The organism is Candidatus Woesearchaeota archaeon (genome assembly GCA_016928155.1).
Lineage (GTDB): Archaea > Nanobdellota > Nanobdellia > Woesearchaeales > JAFGLG01 > JAFGLG01.
In genome coordinates, this window is sequence record JAFGLG010000014.1 from 12,359 (window position 1) to 33,386 (window position 21,028).

The 21,028-nt window shown below is 45.7% G+C and carries 4 protein-coding genes; 3 read left to right on the top strand and 1 reads right to left on the bottom strand.

The features are described from left to right. Positions 1-38 precede the first annotated feature (38 nt). Positions 39-19,433: a protein phosphatase 2C domain-containing protein gene (locus JW968_06560; GenBank protein ID MBN1386603.1), complete on the top strand. Its 19,395-nt coding sequence runs from the start codon at positions 39-41 to the stop codon at positions 19,431-19,433. Here JW968_06560 and JW968_06565 read toward each other — a convergent pair. Next, positions 19,430-20,221 carry a hypothetical protein gene (locus JW968_06565; GenBank protein ID MBN1386604.1) on the bottom strand — a complete coding sequence of 264 codons (792 nt, stop codon included), beginning with the start codon at positions 20,219-20,221 and terminating at the stop codon, positions 19,430-19,432. The genes JW968_06560 and JW968_06565 overlap by 4 nt on opposite strands. Before the next feature lie 144 nt (positions 20,222-20,365). Between JW968_06565 and JW968_06570 the strand changes: the two genes are divergently transcribed. Together JW968_06570 and JW968_06575 are read left to right on the top strand one after the other, a co-directional pair. Then, positions 20,366-20,521, top strand: a complete 156-nt coding sequence (locus tag JW968_06570; protein ID MBN1386605.1) for a hypothetical protein — start codon at positions 20,366-20,368, stop codon at positions 20,519-20,521. Then, positions 20,511-21,028: hypothetical protein (locus tag JW968_06575; GenBank protein ID MBN1386606.1), on the top strand; the 518-nt coding region annotated here is incomplete at its 3' end. The genes JW968_06570 and JW968_06575, both read left to right, overlap by 11 nt.

A 21,028-nucleotide genomic window follows, 5' to 3' on the forward strand; every position in this document is an offset into this window, starting at 1 on the left:
AAGCGTGTTGGGGCTAAACAAAAAGACAAAACAAGCAAATGAACAGGAACAACATCATCAGGAAAAGGGAAAGGAAGAGCATGTTTGAACTCATAGCTGCGCAGTTCAACCACAGGAACTTCTGCAGGTTCATGTCCCTCTTTATAATCTACCTGATGATATCGCTCACTTTCAATGTGTCATTAGCTTACGCTCAAAATGAGGCAACCGAAGCCATAAAATCTGAGGATCCAGTTGAAGGATGCGTCAAGAACCCCTCATCATGCGATTGGAACTCCTTAAGCCAGGAAGATTTGCAGAGGGTTCTTGCAGCTGACGCCCTTGATATCAATCAGATACCCCCAGATATTATTCTCGCGAATATTGACGCTCTGGGAAGCCGTGTGAACCAGCTTAAGAACTATGAAGCATTCCAGAATCCTGCTGATCTGCAGAAACTCCTGAACTATCTGGATGCGAGCAGGATTCCTGCGCTGACAGGTGATCAGATTGACAATGCATTGAAGGGTCCGCCTCCTGGAACACTCAGGCCTGATCAGCGGGCAAGCCTCAACTCAGGCCAGCTGGCAACAGGTGATGTGATCTCCAATCTCGGCGACATGTCTACAGAACTTGCCAATCCTGCTTTCCAAAGCCAGCTAAGCGCAGCATTGAAGAGCAAATTTGGCCTTGGTTTTGATGTTGATTTCTCTGAATATTCAGGAGACAAGTTCAGGGTTGATTCAAATGGGATTGTGAGCCATTGTGATCATGCGAGATGTGATACTATCGATCTGAATTCATTGAGATCACAAAACCTCAAATCCGTGAATATCGTCACTGTAGGCACAGGGGAGCACGGCAAAGAACATGGATTCACGCTTGTTACCAAGAAAGAAGAAATCAGGATAACAGGTTCATCTGATACAGGTTTCAGTATCACTGGGATGGTCGATGGTAAGGCTGTTACTGAAATGAATGGTGAGACTCTTAATCTTGGAGGAGGCTCTTACACAATAACCGGCTGTGACACCGCAACAAATACATGCACAATAGCATTGACAGATGGAAGTACTGTCGGCTATGATGGGATCAGCATGAAGTGCAAGGAAGCTGAATGCTCCTGGACCCTGACAACTTACACAGATGGAAGCGTGGACGTCGCCATGACTGGACAGCAGCAGGTATCTTCCACAAATCCAAAATATCAGGACTTGAGCGCAAGCGCATTTCAGGATGGCAGCATAAGTTTAGGATTAGGGAAAAATGTCAATGGCTACAGGGATATCCTGAGCATATCCGGCACAAATGCGCATCTTGATTATGCATCAGTAGACTCCCTGAAAGATGAGACTCTCAGGCTTGATGGCAGTTTCATATTGAATCTTGACGCAAATGCCCAGCCTGTTGATCTTGACTTGATTGGCAGGAGCTCATGGGCTTCAGTGGGGGATGACAGGATAGGTGGAGAATCAACTCTTTATTCGGAGAACAGGTTCGGTGCTGAAGATATCAACAGGAAAATCATCTTCCAGGGAGGCGCCCCGACCACGCTTCAGGAGAAAGAGAGGACTCTGAAGGAATATGATGAGCGCAGGAGAGAGCTGATTGCACAGCTCGGCACTGAGGATCACCATGAAGTTATTGCCTTGGACAACAAGATACACAATCTTCAGAAGGATTACGATCTTGAATACCAGAGATTCCTTGCTGATTATCCAGGTTATGCTGGCGTCGCATATATAAGCATGGTGAGCACAAGGGACAGGTCACTTGAGAGATATGAGAATGGACAATATACCTGGAAAGATAGTGATGCTAATCACATAAGGGTTATGTCAGTCGGTGACAATTATTTCCAGGTCAAGGATGAGAGGGTCTGGGCAGGTCCTGGAGTGATTCAGGGCATTGATCCTTCAGGAGCAGGCAGCATGTTCAGCACCATCACTCCGACCTCTTATGTAGAGAATGACTTCGATTTTGCCCATGTCTGGAATAAAGTTCTGGTGGACGGCAGAGAGATAGAATTTGAGAATAAATATCACAAGGACAGTGATGGGGATTATCATGCAATGATGGGGACTCCTGATCTTCCTGCCAATGCCAATCTGGACATGCCCACTTATTTCAGGGTTCTTGGCCCTGTCACGAGGACAAAGACAGTGAATGCTGATGGGGTCATTGAGTATGGCCAATGGCAGTCAGGAGTGTTCTATGTCGACCCATTGACAGTTGAGATAGCTCATTTCCTTGGGGAAGGTAAGGATTATGTCTCATTGGCAGAGGTAAATGAGGAGAGAGAATATGAGATAAGGCTATTGAATGTATTGGCTACACCGGGAGGGAAGGCCCTGGTCGACCAGATACAGGGAATTTCTGACAGGTGCAAGACGCGCTCTTGCAGAAAGAACCTTGAACCGATCCTGGCAGGATTCAGCACAGATATTAAAGCGAATCAGCTTCTGGGTAATATTGACAAGACAACAGGCCTCTACCAGAAGCAGCTCACTCTTGGTGAAGGCCTGCGTCAGGTTGATTTTGATGCGCTGAAGACGATTGGTGATACCAAGTTTGACGGATTCTGGACAAGCAAGAGGCATACGACTGAAGCGCATGATCTTTTCAGGGATACAAAGAATATGCTGGATCTCATTGATAGTATTGCAGGCAGGGAATATGGCGAAATAAATTTCTATTTTGGGCACAACAAGGATGATGCAGCTGCCATGGATCTCACTGTCAAGACACTTAGGGAACTTGGTGATCTCAGGCAGGCTGCTGGTCTGATGACTGATAAGAGTTACGATAATCTGTTTGACAAGAACAGCCAGCAGTACACCCTTGATCTCGGCCAGATATACAGCGATCTTTATGGCCAGACAAAGGACCTTTTCATGACAGATGCGATGAGGAAGGAGGGGGAGAGAGGATATCTCGATAAGGCTGCTGAAATGTTTAGTAAGCTCACAGATCCGGTGCAAAAAGGCTGGCAGCTCGGCAACCTGTACAATACCGCAAGCCAGTATGATAAGGCGCTGCAGAACTATAATGATGCGCTGAAAGGAGCACAAGGTGATTCGAGGAACGCCATTCTGCAGTCAATGGCACAGGCTTATCTGAACAAGCAGGGATATAAGAGTGAGGGTATCAACAGTTATGGTGAGCTCAGCGCAGGCCTGCAGGCGATTGTTGACCTGATGAAGCATGATCAATCACTGTCATTGACACAGCAGGATGTGGCCAGGTTGTCAGATGAGTTCATAGCATCCCAGTGGGTGAATTTCCTCAACAAGAGATTGGGAGAGGCAAAGACCGCAGAGGACCTTGAAAAGCTCTTTAGGCTTTCCCAGGAGAGGCTTCCGGAAACTCATCCTGAAGTTGATACAACTGATTATTATCTTTTCATGTCTAGGCTGTATAATCAGATGGGCAGGGGTGAAGAGGCTGATCTGAATTTCAACATATACACAAGCAAGAAGTTCAATGAGCTTGGGACAACAATAAGGTCAGGCACATACGCTGATGTTATCAGAGGGATGGACAGCGTGATAGACGCACAGGAGCATCTGTCTAACCTGCATGCGCTCAATCAGAGATGGTTCGACTCACTGGAAAGCCTTGATAGCTCAAGGACTCTTGATCCGAGGAATGTGTACAAGTATGATGGCCAGGAATCAGGCATACTTCTGCAGTGGGGTCAGGCGCGCCCTGACTCAGATATCTATAAGGATTCAGACGCTATGGCCCTGAAAGCCATCGAAGGTGCTATGCAGAAGATGCAGGAAGCGAGAGAAAACCAGGATCTGACATCTGCTGAGAGGGATGAGCTGATCAAACAGATGAATTCATTCCGGGACAGCATGCTGATAAACAGGATGAATGCGCTGCTCGGTGTGAAGCAGGAAGGCACCACAAAAGATGACCTCTTGTATTTCTTGGAGAAGTTCTCTGGACTGAAAAAGGAACAGTCAGAAGCATTGAGCAAAGGGATGCAGGACAGGATAGGGGAGAACAATCAGCTTCAGATGCTTCTGGATGCCTTTGAGAATAAGATGGTCTCTGAAGCGGCCTTAGACAATCTTGTCAAATCAAACAATCTCCAGAATCAGTACAATTCACGGCTTGAACAGTTCCTTGCTGGGAAGGGGATATCATTAGATAAGTACAGGAAGATGACATCAGCTGATCAGAATAGACTCAGCAAAGAATTCTCAGATTCATCAAAGGAGATTCAGGATCTTAGGGCACAGCTCAGCCTGACCAGTGCAACAGCCAACAGGGACATCGCGATTGCTCTTTATGGAAAGACAGCCAAAGCCTTGCCTTATATGAGGGATTATGCGCTTACCACAACTAAGTTATCTGATCTTGAGGATTATTTCAGCACAAAAGAGAAGCTTGGCATTGCACGGGATGCAGATGATGCAGATGCCTTCAGGATATATAATGCAAGGCGTCTGGAAAGAGCAAATGATCTTGCCAGAAGCGGAAATCTTGATGGGGCAAAGAAGGATCTGGAATATGTTGCCAAAAACGGCCCGACTGCAGAGATGAGAGCAGGTGCTCAAAAGTCATTGACTGCCATTGATGATCAGATTAAACTGAGGGATGCAGCTGCTTTGGCCGATAGCGGGGACCTCCAAGGAGCTAGAGATGCTTTATTGAGGTTGAAGGACTCATCAGTCAAGGATCAGGCAGAGAAATTGCTGAAAAATATCGATAGCCGGATCCAGAGAGTCAAAACCATTGAAGTGGAGAACCAGAGACAGGATAGTCTGAAGAAGAAGGATGAAGAAATCGAGAAGAGATTGAATTTGATAGGGAGCAGAGGGTGGATTGTCGGTGGTACAGGTGACCAGGATGATCAGGCAAGAGAATTCTTTACTTTGATAAGCCAGTTGAAGAGTGATGAGAAAAGGCAAGAATGGCTGGGTAGATTAGAGGCACAACTGGCTAATGACCAAAGATTCAGAGCAATTTCTGCAAAACCAGCAGCACAGCTTACTGATGAGGAACGAAGATTTGCAGGAGTATATTATGAAGCGATGCTTGCCAAGCTGAATCTTCTCACAGGGACAGATGTAAGGAATCGCGGGATTGATAATCTTGATATCGGATCCCTTGATACAGACACATACAGGGAAGTCCTGAAGGTATTTGAGATGACACGCGGGCTGAGCAATCGTGCGTTTACAGAACCTGATTCCGGCTTCCTTGTCGGATGGTTAGAGGAGCTTGGTAGACATGCAAACCGTGATGTCACTTCAACAGACCGATTTTTTGACCAGACAGCTTTGGACAATCACCTTAATAGTCTGGAGAATAACTTGAGATCAAGGGCAACTGAGGATTCATTCTCAGTTGGCAGCAGTCTTGAAGGGATATCTGATCTTGACGGATTGTTCTACGCAGCACAGAATAAGGATTATAATCGGCTTTCCCAGGATTTTTCTATTGATTTCAGTGGCATGAATCGGCAACAGATGGAATCATTGGCTTCAGTGCTTATGGCCAGCGCAATCCAGGAAAAGGTAGAACTGGCTCTGAAGAATAATGATGTCTCAGGACTTGAACCAATCCTGCAAAGCTATGTTGACAATCAGAGAGACCAGAATAATCTGATTAATATCCAGCAGGCTCTGTTTACTGCAGGTTCAGCTGCGCCTGATCTGCGTGATAGATTCTTGAAAGAACTCGACGCATTTTATAAGGGTCCGGCCAAGGAAGGATTCAATCTTGACTTCAATTACATGGCGAATAGTCAAAGGATTGATCTCTATGATGGTCTATATGGCCACGGGCAGGCCACTGAGACAATCAAGATCCTTCAGGAATCTGGGATGCTTACTGAAGATCAGGCAAATTCTTTGGGAGGCATGATCACAGAAAGGTCTTTAAAAGACCAGCAGAGGGCGCAGGAGCAAAGAAGATTGGCTGAGATAAGGCAGGCAGATGAGAACACGGGTTATAGTGGTGTTCTCAACAGATGGATCGATGCATCTGATAAGATTGGCCACATGGCAGGTTCAGGTATTGGGCTTATAGTGGACATGGCTAATGGTGTAGATGCAGGAACAGCACTCCGAAACTATATGAATGATGCAACAGGAGGTATTGCAGGTGCAGTTGGCATTATTGACGCTGGTCTTGGCTTTATTTTTACACCAGTGATGGATGTTCTGAATGTTGGTGACTGGTATTATCTGCAGCAGACTCAGGGAATGAGGCAGTTTGGAGAACAAGAGCACATCATAAATTCCAGATATAAATCAATAGAAACTGCCTTGGCTAATGCCATGAGCCAGGACCCAGAGCTTCTGCTCAGGGGCATAAGGGCGCAGTATGGCGGAGAGCCTCTGTCAGCTGAAGACTCCAAAAAATTGTTTGGCAATGGCTTCACCCAGAAGGACCTGAATCATCTGAGGAATATTGATGCAGAGAACAGGGGTGCGCTCTCGGCGATGCTGGCAAAGAGGAGTGCTGATTCTTCTTCTGAATTCAGAAACATTGACACTTTCTACACCGCTCTTGCAGATAATTATCAGCAGATAAGGGACATAAACCGCTTCTCGAAGGAGAAATGGGGATATGATGAAGATGGTCATCATATGTTCGGGGATATTTGGTACAACCAGATACCAGCAGGAGCGACACAGCCGGTCACTGCAATAACCCAGGCATTGAAGAATCTTGCGTGGGACTCATGGAATTATGACGACGAAAGCATCCATGATCAGACCAGCACATTCAGGGAACAGAGCAGGGCTATCTGGAACATGGAAGCATTAGGTCTGAGCGCGACAGATGTCGCAAGTATGGAAAATGAAGAACTGAAAAGAATGCTGACTGAGGTAAACTCAAAATTGAATCCGCAGCAGATTTCGACCATGGCCCAGAATATGAGGTCTGCTGCAGACAACAATGCGCAGCTGCTGCTCTCAAGAGCAGGTGATGCCAGCAGGATGGGAGATTTTGCTGGAGCTGATTCCCTCAGTGCCAAAGCCTACTCCACTCTTGCTGACCAGGCCTATTATCTTAACAGGTTTGATGATGCTGTGAACTATGCACGCACTGCCGCTGATCTTGATGATGATTATTCTGGGGATTATGCTTGGATGATGACAAAAACAATAGCGACTGAGAATGCCATAAAAGTCGGAGAAGCAGCAAGGCAGGTAGGTGACCTATATGTTGTGATGACTGTTGCTGGAGCTACATTCAGTAAATTACAGAATGGCTTAACAAGAATCATACCCCAGAGATGGACAGGCATTGCTCCTGCTGAGACAAGAGTAATAGACCAGATGATCGCCCGTGAAGCCAGTCTAGGTACCACAAACATGCAAGCCATTGGGAATATGGCAAAGAATTCGTTGAAGGAATTCAACAAATTCTATAACCCACTGGAGTCCAGGGCTTGGACCATGAACCTTGAACTTGGAGCAGTTCACCAGGCAATTGAGGGTGTATCAAGTTCAATGCATGGAGAGAGCATGGGGCCTTATGATCCTAACTCCGGCGAGAAGGCCTTGTATTTCAACATTGCTCTCTTTGCAAAGCATCTCTATTCAGCAGCAAAAGGCAAAGGTACCGGTCCCTTGGAGACCCGTCCTGAATATGAGACCAGGGCTAGTAAGAATACTGCTCTGACCACCAGCAAAAATGCACAAGGGGGTACTGAACATTTCATAGGCCCTGAAGGTAACAGGATAAGAATAAACGGAGAGAGTGTGGTAAGGGATGGGAAAACATATACGATAGAAGTGGAGACCACAGCACTTGGAAATGAGAGGATAATGCTGCGGGATGCAACAGGCCAGAGGACACAGATTGCCAGGAACAGCATCCTTGATCTGCAATTCAGAGATCCAGTTTTGAGCACCCGTATAGCTGATATGAAAAGCCAGATAAGGACAGATGCATTGATGGAGATTGCCCGGAATGAGGTCAACAAGAATCTGGATGAGATTGCCAGATATGGGATTCCAAAGGGAACAACTGTTAGGGAAGAATTTGACACATCCACACCTGAAGGATTGAGGAGGCTTAGTGACCAGATGAGTGTCCAGAGATTGCTTGAGAGCAGTGAATACAAAGCATTATCATCTGACAAGCAGAGGGAAGTGCTCAGCCTGCATGACCAGATAATCTCCAGGTCCTTTGAGGCAAGAGCTTCAGATATTGATTCAAGATTAAGCAAAGCAAGAACAGACTTGAGTGATATGCAGACAAGAGGATTGGATACTAGAGCAATTGATGCTCAGAGAGCCATAGTGCTTGATTTACAGAAGGCGTATGGTGCTGAAAGCAATAAATTTGCTGAAATGCAGAGGGCTTCTTTATCAGAAGCAAAAAAGCATCTTCAATCTGAACTTGATACAAGAGGATTATTCAGCAGGAGCCAAGCAGAGATTCAAAGAAGCATTCTGGAGAACGAGCTTCGCAGCAAAATGCTTGAATTCGGATCAAAAGGTACAGAGAAAACCGATAGGGAGTATGATATAGAGATTGCTGAGATAAGATTGAAAGATCTGGAAAGCAGAGCCAGGACCTCGGAGAATGCTGAAGAAAGACAAAGACTTTCAGAGCAGGCAAAAACACAGAGATCAGAAGTTGAAAAGATGAGGGATTCGCTTCTGGATATTGATGCACAGTACCTGCAGACCCAGATTGATACCCATAGAGCACAAGCAGCTTTGCTGGAAGCTACCAAATCAAGATTATCAAAGGCAAGGAAAGACCAGGCTGATACAGAAATACAAACGCAGGAATCATTAATTGAATTGGCTGAAAGACAGAAAAGATTGATTGCCGATGAGAAAGCCGCTATTGAAGCTATGGCCAGGGTTTCTGGTGCCAGCCAAGATCATATTCAAAGGATGACCGAGTTAAGGGATACATACGAGCAGGCCAGGTCAAGATTAAGGGAAGCAGAGAGATTATTGGAGAATGCTGCAGAAGCTGAGCATATAACTATCCTCGACACACAGAGAACTCTTAGACAGACTGAACTGCAGGCCACAGTCCAGGAAGCGCTGTCTGTAGAATACAGCAGGATGACAGGAGTCGAAATAGAGGCTATGAAAACCAAGAAAAATAATCAAGAGCAGAAATCATCATGGCAGGAACAGGCCGGAAAGGTTTTGGAGTCGCAGAAAAAGGCTTTGGAATCCAACATTGAGATGCTTAAACTGGGCGGCGGATCAAAAGCGCAGATTGATGTCCAGTTGGGAAGGCTTAGAGAAGTAGAAGCAAGACTCAAAGAGCTCGAAGGATTAAAAGAAAAATCCGATTCAGAAGTCTCTGAGTTCATATCTAAAGAATCAAGTAGTGTGGATTCTCCGATATTAAATCAGTATGCATTGCCTTCAAAGCCTGTTCTGGATAGGGGGATCCAGTTTGATATTGCTTTAAGTGTCACTGAGGCGATGAAAGCACAAGTAACTGGCCAAACCCCGTCAGCAGCAAAAGCGAAGAGGTTAGTTGAAGAGATCTATGACGCTGTTGAGAAATGGAGATATGAAGAGGGTAAACAGCAATATTTCACAGACGGCAAATTGAATTTGCAGGGGATTGAATATCTCACCCGAGAGTATCTGCCGGAATTCTTCAAGGATGCCCTGAAAAACAAGAATCAGGTTGATGCGAAAAGTGGAGAGAAACTGGTCGAAGAGAGTGATTTTGGGAATGTGATTTCTGCTGTAAAGAATGCCCTGCTTGGTGAAGTGACACTTCCTAAGAATGCCAGGGAAGCATTTCAGCCGTTTGCTGAATCAACCAGAGGTTCGTTTGACAGGCTCCTGACAAACAGCGAAATAGATGCATCAACAGGAAGGCTTAAGGTAAAAGCAAATGCTGATCAGGAATACAAGGATCTTGTGGATGAATTGAATAAAAGGCTTGATGTCTTGGAGCAATTGATGCGGATAAAGGAGGGATGGCCTTCAACCCAGCATTTCAACGCAGCCCAGGTAGAGTTTGCAGTGAGGTTCCTCCAAGCTTCAAATGGAGCTTATGAGATAGGCACAGGTGTTGGGAAGAGTTCTGTGCTTGTCCACATGGAAGCTATGTTTGACACTGGCAATGGCAGGAAAGCCATGGTTGTCGCCCCTGACAGCACTAAGCTGCAGGAGATGGTCGGGATAAGACTGCCGAATGGTGAGTACAGCAGGCTCAGGGTACTGTTCAATGAAAATACAGGAAAGAGAGCGGTTGTTATTGAAAAAGGAAGGACTGATTATGAGAAAATAAGGGATAGCTTGCGTGATGCAGATGCTATTTACACAACTCCTGAATTCCTGCTGGAGGTTAAGCTGGAGCTTCGCAAGCAGTTTGAGCTTGGGCCAAAGGCAGATGCAAACCGGATAAGGACCCTGACTGAAATCTATGATACAGTCAAGAGGAACATCGCGACAATAGATGAGATCCATCTTCTTGCAGAGGCAAACAGCAGGTTGAGGGTTGGCGGAAATGACAGGCCGGCCTCTGTAGAGAACAAGGTTGCTGCAATACTGATTGATGAGATATTCAAGAGAGCACAAATAGATGTTAATAACCCTGCTCAGGTCCAGACCCGAATTGATGTTGAGGGCAGGAATATTGAAATGCCAAATCCCGTGCTGACCGAAGCAGGGAGAAGTAAATTTATGGCTGAAGCTCAAAAACTTGGGATCACAACTGAAGCCGGATTGCTGAAATACCTGAAAAGCAGGGCATTCAGGGATAAGGCAAGGGAGTGGGGTATCACAGATTACAATGCAGATACAGTATTTACTGCGATGAGATCGGCAGGACTGACAAATTTTGAAGGCCAGGGTATGACCGCTTCCACTAACGCCAAGCTTGAGGCCATGAGAAAAGTCTGGGAGGGTGACCTGGGTTATGAACCTGGTCAGGGCGGCAGTCAGGGAAGGGTTGTTCCTATCTCATTCTACCGTAATGCGCCTGATATGCGGCTTGGGAATGAAGTCTATTCCTTGGCTGTTGAGATTGAATGGGCACAGAGAATCAAAGAAAAGCCGAATCTGGAATCAGTGAAGACCAGCGGGGATGCTACAAGTGTGGATTATTACAGCATTGTGAGGGACATAACAAGCTCGGGGAGATTGAAGGGATTCTCTGGCTCCAACATGAATGTCGAGACACTGAGGATGATGTTCGGAATCGAAGGCCAGTATAGCCTGAATCCTATGGCAAAATATTTCAGTGATGTCATGCCTGAATTGCCGGGAGGCTTCAGATCAGAACCGATTCATACCATAACAGACCGAAAGGTTACTATCGTCAATAATATAGAAGAATCTAATATGAGAGGCAAGTCTGTAGTTGACGGGACAGGCGGAACAGATGGCAAATTAACAAGGGATAAATTCCAAAGGGATAATATAGGGCTTGATCAGTTGATAAGTCTTACTGAATCAGGGACAGAATGGGTACACCGAAAGTATAATGCAGAAACAGGTAAATATACTGAAACAATAATGACAGCAACTGAAGCAAAGAAGTTCATTGATGGAAAGAATCTGGCTGAAGCTAATATTGCTATCTTGGCAAACAAGGGCAACAAGTTTGGCCTTGATTTTGTTGTAAAAGGGGACTTTATGGTCCTGACTGATGCAAAAACAGATATGAATTCTGTTATTCAGGCCCTTGGAAGAGCAGATAGGGGAATTTTTGAGAATGAAAAAAGCATAACTCATATTGGTTCTGAATCCACTGTCAGGGAGTTGTTTGATCTATACCAAAGGAATGGAAAGGAGAATCTGCAGAGGTCAAATCTTCAGGAACTGGAATCTGCTATCCATTCCATGGCCAATGATATTATCAGGGAAGCTAGGGATGCCACATTGAATCAGATGTCAGCTGAAGGTACAACAGCAGAAAGGAGGGCAGAACTCCAATCCCAATGGGATAAACTCCAAGAGGCTATAAAAACAAGAAGACAGGAGCAGGGTTATGAGCAATTCCTGAGGACAGCAAAAGCAGAACAGAGCATAACTTACCTGCAGGAGAGTTTGGCAAGAGAGTATGAATCAGTCAGGAGATTGATATCTGAACTTAGTTTGCAGGGAGAAGCTAAGACTATACTCGAAACAGCTACAGGAGAAAGGGCTCCGATACTGGAATTTGCACGAACTGAAAATCAGGGTGCAAAAGGCATCCTGAATGCAAAGAGTTTCGCTGAGTTCGCAGATATTTTCAGGGGAAGGGTTACTCGTGAGATGCTCCCGGAATATACCGCAGGCACATCTCAGGTTAGGTCAGAGATTGTGAGCGAGACTGTAAGGGTAGCAGAAGCCAGAGATGTTGCAGCTCAAAGGATGGATACTGCAGTCAGAGAAGTGGGAGAAAGGGTAGATATAATCAGGGCTCAGAACAGAGGAAGAGACATTGAGACCCCGAATCAGGCAGCATTTGCCCCTTTGTTTTTCTTTGGTCATTCTGATGACAAAGCAAGAGAGATGTATTACAGGCTTACTAATCTCAGGAGCATGATGGGTCCTGTGTCTTCTGCACTTGCTGTATTTGATGAGACTATATCAGCGGAATCTCTTGTTGATATGCTGATGTCTGTTGATGCTAACACTATCCAGATAGCAACACCGACTTGGGAAATGACGACATCCACTCTGCAGAGTCTGCAGGAAAAAGGAATAATAGGAAAAATCAACTTACAAGGTCAGACTGCAAGTTTCCAGTTCGGTGAAAGGCAGATAACCATCCAATATCTTGGGAATCAGCAGACAATAAATCCACAAGAAATGGAATATCAGGTTTACTATGCAGCAGCAGATTTGACACCGCAACAGATAGAATCAGGCATATCAGGTCTGCAACAAGGTGGCTTCTATATCAACAGGGCAGAGACTGGCCAGGTCCATGTCGCTGATGGCTTGCTCCCAGTATCAATGGGTTCACTGAACACTTTACCAAGTGCAGTCCAGACTGCAATGGGATTGAGTTCACCAAATGCATTGGCTGAACAGAATCAGCACCAGCTCTTTACAAAACCAGGTGCAAGAAGTATAAATGACCAAAACCGGCCTTTCCTGACACAGATAATGGACAAGCTGAATGGATTGAATCAATTCACGCAAGAAGGTATCACATCTCAAACAGTCTCACAGACAATCACAGAAATAGCCGCATTGATAGCAAAGCTTCCTGCTGGTGAACAGCTTGGAGTGGCATCTGAGATAGCCCATTATCTTGGATCAAGAGAATTCAATGAACTGCTTCCAGCAACTGCTGTTGACAGCCAGAGTCAGTATGTTGCTGAATTCCTGGATTTGACTGCGAATGTCGCCTTGCCTGCTGTTGTGACTGCAGAATCTGCCCAAGTGACTCCGAGTGCCCCAAAAATCCCTAACTTCATCTCGACAACACCAAAGACAGAAACCTCATTCGACCTCGCCCCTAACACTTATGTTGACAGGAACAATCCGCAGAACTCATACACATTCAATGATGATGGCACAATAACCTTTGGAGAAGGCGCAGATCAGAGGACATACACCCTTACTCATGTTGGTGATCAGCATTACTTCATCTCAAATGATAATCCTCAGGAAGCCCTGGCTTTTAGGACAGTCACAACATCTGTAGGTGAAGTTGTAAAGGAGACCAGAGAGATAGGAGTTATCAATCTTGGTAATGAGGTCAGGTCTCCAGGTTGGACAGATGCTAGGAGAGCTGAACTCAGCGCAGAGAGGGTCAGGGATAATCTCCTGCTTCCAGGAGAGGCTGCAAGGTATACAGTAATTGGAGATAAAGCTCAAGGTGTGACAGAATTTGAGGAATTTGTTTCACTATTAATGACAGATCCTAGAGCTGCAAGAGCCAGCAACTCTGAAGCTTATGATTATTTTGTGGAGAATTATGAGGACCGGGTGAGGGAACTCCAAGCCAAGGTGGACGAGCTCCAGCAGGAGAGAGATCAATTGGAAAAGGATTCCTTGAGGCAGAGGGCACTTAATGATAAGATAGCAGAGATACAGGCATCGATTGCATTTGAAGGCACACCAGAACCTCAACAGGCTGCACAATATGCCCCATTGCTTGTCAAGCCAACATCACAGATTGTCACTGAAGCCTTCATAGATGCAGATATGCAGGCATTGATAGCTTCGCAAGAAGCAGTGGACTTGAGATCCCTTAATGTAAATCAGAGATCTAGAATAATTGAGGAGATATCAAAAGCGATAACAATAACCAGAGGAGAAGTGGTTGTGTCTCAAGGAATGGATCTTGATTCGGTCATCGGAAATGCAATCAAGACACATGCCCCTTCATTATTTGAAAGAACAGAAATCAAGGACCAACTAGTTGAGACTGTCTGGGATACAATCACAGATAGGCATTTACCTAAGCAGTTCACAGCCCCTGTCGCTACACTTAATGATGATAGGTTAAAAGAGGTTATGCAGCTTGAACTTACCCCTGTCTCTGAACCTGCAGCTGGACCAGCTGAACCTGAGGCATCTACAGAACCAAAAGCGCCAGCAGCTGAAGAAGCTCCTGCTCAAGAAGCACCAGCCCAAGAGCCTGTTGCAGAAGCTCCAGCTGGATTTACAGATGAACAGAGTAAAGCCCTCACCGCAGCATTGACCTCTCTTGGATTAAATACTGCAGGAATAGATCCTGTAATTGCCTGGGATGTGTTGAGACAGATCTCAAGAGAGACCCTGGCTTCAAATCCGAGAGGATGGTGGAATTTCATCTCCAACAGCAGGGCAAGTTACATCAGAGGGATTCAAGAAAAGTTAGATAGTAACTCTCAGGATCCCACTGTCCAGGCCCAGATAACGATTCTTGAAGCTCTTGCATCCAAAGGACGGGGCTCAACAAGGATAATGCAGGATTTCCTCAACGCAGCAAGACAGAACCCGAGGACAATTGAAGAGGCAAAGGCTTCTGCTATTTATCAATTCCAAGGTGTGATATCTGATATCCAGAAAGAGATCAACAAGTGGAATAGTGCTAATCATGATCAGCAGATTGAATTGACTGAAAATGCATTGGTCCAGACTTATGAAGCCATGACCAAACCTAATGGATACTTACAGAACCTGAAGAAGGGTGGTTGGTTCTGGGGAAGGATGCTGCCAAGAGGAGGCACTGCTGTACTGACTGATGCGAGGAAGGTTGTTAAGGAACAATCATATGATCCCACTAACCCAAGTGAATATATTGCTTCAAAGATCATTGTCGATCAGGTTGGTGCTTCAAGGCTTGTTGCTGCAATAAAATATGGTTTCCTAGGCCAGATAGGTGGAGCATTCGGAGCAGCAGGTCTTAGCACAGCAGTAGGCACTGCACAGACTGCAGGTTATGCTGGCAAAGTAACTGCAGCCATAGTATTAGGTGGTGGAGCATTGACAACAGCATTAGGCATACCTGCTCTTGCTACAGCAATAGGTTACATAAAATCATCCCCATACAGCAGGGCATTGGCTCTCGAGAAGAGATTCAGTGATGCCAAGAAGGCAATAGAAGGGTTATCACAGACTTCAGCCCAGCAGCCTCAGCAAGCCCAAGAAACCCCAGAGATGAAGACCTCAAGTATCAGTAAGGGTCAGGTTGGACATTTTGAATACCCCACAAGCAACGGAAGATTACTAGGCTTCACCTCAATAGGTGGAAGGCAATCCAATGAAGATGCGATTGCTTCATATTCTGATCCTTCAAACAGCAGGACTTATCTTGTCGTAGGAGATGGTGTGGGAGGTCATTCTGCAGGAGAAGTGGCTAGTGATATATTTGCAGAAACCGCTTTAAAAACCCTGAAATCAAAAGCTGGTCAAGAAGACGCAATTCATGATGCATTTGTTTCTGCAGCTATTCAAATTGATCTATCAAGGACTCCTGATAAGAGTAATATGGGTACAACAGGGGTTATTGTAGAAATTGAAGGGGATATAATGACGCATGAGCATCATGGCGATTCAAAAATAATGGTTTTTGGCAAGGATGGAAAGATCAAGTACATCACTATTGAGCATAGCGCGCTTCAGGATATGTTTACCGGAAATACAGAAGGATTTGCGACAACCCAAGATATTGAAAGTCAGAAAAAAACCAACCTACTCGCCAGTGCGATTCTGAGTAGTGTAAGCAATGATCCTGGACAATCAAAATTAGCATCAGAGAATCATGATACTTTTGTCAATGTGAGAGATGCAACCCCTGATCAGTTGAGCGATCATGGGTATATCCATCCAGATTTGATGACTGAAGATAGAGTATCAAGAGTTATTACTCTTGAAGAAGGCGATGTTGTTGTTGTAACTAGTGACGGATTGACAGATTATGCTACATTGGCCCAGATCAGTGCTCAGATAAGGGGTTCTGTCTCTGACATACAACAAGGCCTTGCCCAGGCTGCAACTCAAGGAGACATAAGAGATAATCTTGGTTTCATTGTTTATCAGCACACGAGCACTCAAGTTCCTGAACAGCCATCACAGACAGAAACAGAATCAGCAGCACAGGCAGCCGCCCTCGTCACACCGACAACAAGAGGGGAACAGAGGGCTTCTTTGCAGACTCTGAATGAGAGGTTCGGAGATGAATATAAAGGTAGGATAGACTTGATGGCTGCTAGGCTAGAGCTGGCTCTCCCTGCAGGTATCACATTGGACAATCTGAGAGAGCTTCATGATACAAGGATACCACTGGCTACTGAAAGTGGTCTGGTCCAGGCCACTGTGAGGATAGGCACAACTGCAGATGGTGCAAAGGCTGAGCTCACTCCAGATGGCTGGGTAATCACCTTGGATCCTAGTAGGATAGGACAACAGGTGCAGGGCATCGAAGGCACTGCACAGGACATTGCAGTCAGGGGCATCGAAGGCACTGCACAGGACATTGCAGTCAGGGCTTTCATCGTTCATGAGCTTGGTGAGATATACACGAGGAATGATCCGTTGCTGAGAGGTTTAGAGAACATAAGGCCGGTTGCTCATATCGCTGCGACAATAGCTACTAAGAATTATGTGAGAGCTAATGTACCAAGAGCAGATTACATCAGCATAAACAATGCTATCAATGCTTTGCTGGCACAGTCGCCTGAGCAGACTGCTCCTGTTGGGCAGCCTTCACAGGGATTCTCATCGAAGCAGATCTCCAATGCAGAATATATCCTTGGGGCGCAGGACCGTCTTATTCCTGAAGAAGATTTGGATAAGATTAATAAAGCTGAAGAGGCCCTTAATAGGTTGCCATCAGTGACTCTCTTGTCCAACCCTTATGCTGAGGCTGATGTCGGGATATTGGGCAATAAGGGCGCAAAGCTCCTGGAGCTGAAGAGAATGGACCAGAATGTTCCTGAAGCCTTCATACTGAACCAGGAGGCCTTCAGGCAGTATGCAAAGGGAAGATCATTGCCTGTTGAGCTTCTCAGGGAGATCCGTCTGGCATTGATGGGACTTGAGATGCAGACAGACAGGTATTTTGGTGACTCAGAGAACCCGTTGTTCCTGTCAGTCAGGTCTGGCTCTTCTGTATCCATGCCTGGTGTTCTTGAGACTGTCCTGAACATAGGCCTGACCCGTGATACTATAACTGCATTAGGGAGGCAGATTGGTGTTGAAGAGGCTGCTTATACATTCAGGAATTTTGTCCAATCCTACTCTGAGACTATACTCCATGAGCCTTCTGGTGTGATAGCAGTTGAGGATCATATTGCAGAGCTGAAGGCATCAGGAGGCCTGACTCTTGAATCTCTTGTTGATATCGTCGATAGGTATAATGCGCGGAGGGCTTCTGCTGGTCTCAGCGAGATCCCACAGACTCCATTGAGCCAGATGAGGCAGGCTATAGTGGCTGTGTATGAATCATGGTATTCTGACAAGGCTGTTGAATACCGCAGGAGCAGGGGCATCTCTGATTCTATCGGTACTGGGATTACAGTCCAGAGGATGGTGTTCGGCAATGCAGCTGAGACAAGAGGTGTTTCAGCTTCAGGTGTAATCCTATCAAGGAACCCGAACACAGGCGAGCCAGGGATGGTGGGCAACATGGTGAGAGGCGGCCAAGGGGAAGCTGTTGTTTCAGGGACTCAGGAGACAAGGCCCATCTCTGATCTGAAGGGTATTGATCCTCAGCTGTATTCAAGGCTTGAAGCTGTATCAATATACATTGAATCACAGTTCAAGGATATGGTTGATATAGAATTCACAATTGAGGATGGTGAGCTGTACATCCTGCAAGCTAGATCAGGCAAGAGGAAGCCAGCTGCAAATCTCAGGATTGCTGCTGATTTCGTAAGGGAGGGTAGGATCAGCAGGGAAGAGGCTTATGAGATGTTCAGGTCTAATTATGAGATTCCTGCAACGAATCCTGGCGTGCCGATGGATGAGGTGATGGAAAGGTTGTCTAATCCGACGATAGGGTCAGAAGAAGGCTTAGAGAGGTTCATGCAGGGCCTGCCTTCATCCAATGGTGTAGGTACCGGAAGATTGGCATTCACTGAAGAGCAGGCAAGGAGATATTATGAAGCAGGTGAAGCTTACATATTTGTGGCTGATACTATCGAGTCTGGCACAATGGAGGAGACCATGAGCAGGGCTGATGGTTTGATCACTAAGACTGGTGGCCCGATGAGTCATTTTGCTCTTCTGGCAAGGAGCACTTATGGCATACCCCATATCATCAGCTCAATGCAGGGTGATGTGTACATCAAGAGCATAGACCAATCCTCAGGTATCATGACTATGAGTGATGGCACTATACTCAGGGATGGCATTGTGGTCACTATTGATGGCGGGTCCGGCTCTGCATTCAGGGGGACACCGAAAGAGAACACTGTACAGGCTAATGAACCAAGTGAGGAGGATGTCAGGATTGTCTTCGGTGACAATCCGGCGCAGTTCCTTTTCCCTGAACAGCTGATGAAGGTGGATGAGACTGTATTCGAACAGCTCGCCTCTCAGAAATCATTCAGGGTGTCAGGTGAAGGCAGCCTCACCTCAGGTGAGCATCCCTTGAGTGCCACGAACATGAAATTCATCATCGTGTATGGATTGAATTTCCCTGATGAAGTGACTGTATTCAGGGGAAGCCTGCATGACACCATACTTGCAAACAACCCGCAGATAAGGAGGTCTTCTGCAAGGAGGGTGCATGGCCAGATAACTCCTGAGGCCATTGAGTTCTATGACTCTGGGATCACAGATGAGGAGATTGCTATGCTCTTTGCTAATAGCCCAGATGGCCTGTCAAGGAACGGCAACAGGTTTGTAAAGGTGCCCTATTCGACAAGAGGGCCGATAACTGTAGCGGGTGTCAGGTCCCAGGTCATCACTAATGTGGAAGAGGGTAAGGTTGAAGGTTACTCTACTGGCGAGGCAAGGCAGAGGGAGGCGGAAGAACCTACTGTTATTGATATTGATGACGACAATGTTGATCTTAATGCATTAATTAATAATATCGCTGAAAATATTGTCTGCTCCTAGAATCCCGGGCCTGCACACCTGTTTCTTTCGAATATCTTGACAAGCATTTCAGGATTTGCTATCAGATTCTGGTCTACCTGGCACAGGTACTCAGAGAATCTGTCGCCGATATTGCTCTCTTTATTTTTTGGCAATATTGCATCCCCCAATGTGTTCATTAGGCTAAGTATAGCATGGTTCCAGTTTGGATAGGGTGTATCATTGAATTCAGGCGGCAGTCCTTTGGATGACATTGAAAAATATTTTCTCGTCAGTCTGATTATATTGTTCCATGCGGATTCAAGCTGGATTTTGATTTCTGGCTCAGTTGATTGGGCTTGGCTTCTGGAAAACCTGTTAAGTGCAGTGTATGTCTCGAGTGAAAGTGCCACAATGTCTCTTCTGAATTCCTTATCACTCATGGAAGATCCTCTGGAGGAAAGGTAATCAGCGAGCTCGGATGGTGCGTTCATAGGAGGCCTTGCGAAATTGATTCTTGGCCTGGCTTCCACAAGCCCATTATGTGCCCTAAAGAAACCTATCTTGTGATCTCCGTTTAGAACCTCATATCCTGTAAGTGCCCATGCATATTCAGCTTCTCTGATTTCACCTAAGAAATGTCTGATGTCGTCTGGATTTTGTGCTTCCCTGAAATCTATTGAGAGATCATGGACCTTTGCACATAATCCATCTCTTTCAGAATGATTGAAGGATGCCCTGTCTCCTTCCTTGAATAGGAATACATGGATGTTTGGATTATAGAGATCCTGCAATGCTGGTTGGTCATTGCCATAGGCTCGGAACATCATTGTGAAGCTGGGCATATTCCATACTTTATAAAACTTTCTAGATTTACTACTACCTAATAATTAAAAAAATAAGCAATAACTTTATATAGATTAGTACTATTTTATCCCTAAAATAATATAATAATATACTAAAATAGTACTAAAATGCCAAAAGTAATAGTCAACAACGGACAGTATAAGATAACTATTCCTAAAGAGCTTGCTCTGCAGAAGGGCTGGGATTCTAAGACCAGATTGATGTTCATCCAGAATGAGAAAGGTGAGATAATCCTGAAAGAGGTGAAGCTTGATGAGAAGTGACACCTCTAAGAGATGCATCTCCCTCTTGATGATTCTGATTTTCCTGTTCGCAAACATCTCTTTTGTCTACGCGCAGACTTGCATGACCAGGAATGCTGCCACTGGAGAGATCCTGTCAAGACTGCGCGCTGATCCCCTTGTATGGGGCCTTGTTCTGCAGGAATACGACTCAGACAGTGATGGGACCTTGAACACCCAAGAGCTTGGCAATCTTCAGGCTGCTGTCATGGGCAGGGTCGATGCAGTTATTGTCAACAGGAACTATGAAGAGCTTGTAGAGGACTCAGGTCTTGTTGGCAAGATAACCTCAGAGGATGCTGATGTCATAACCAGGGCAGAGGTCCAGAGCATCGCCTTTTCAAGATCGCCTTCAGCTCCCATTAAACTTGACCTCGGCAGGCTTGAGAATTCTCTGCTTTCTGAAACAGAAGTGCAGAGCAGGTTCGGTCTCTCACCAACAGAAATCGCGAACCATGATGGTGTCAAGCTAGGTGGCAGGATAGGTGA

Excerpts from the sequence above, each read along its gene's own strand:
- JW968_06560 (MBN1386603.1), top strand. The coding sequence starts at position 39 with ATGAACAGGAACAACATCATCAGGAAAAGGGAAAGGAAGAGCATGTTT.
- JW968_06565 (MBN1386604.1), bottom strand. The coding sequence starts at position 20,221 with ATGATGTTCCGAGCCTATGGCAATGACCAACCAGCATTGCAGGATCTC.
- JW968_06570 (MBN1386605.1), top strand. The coding sequence starts at position 20,366 with ATGCCAAAAGTAATAGTCAACAACGGACAGTATAAGATAACTATTCCT.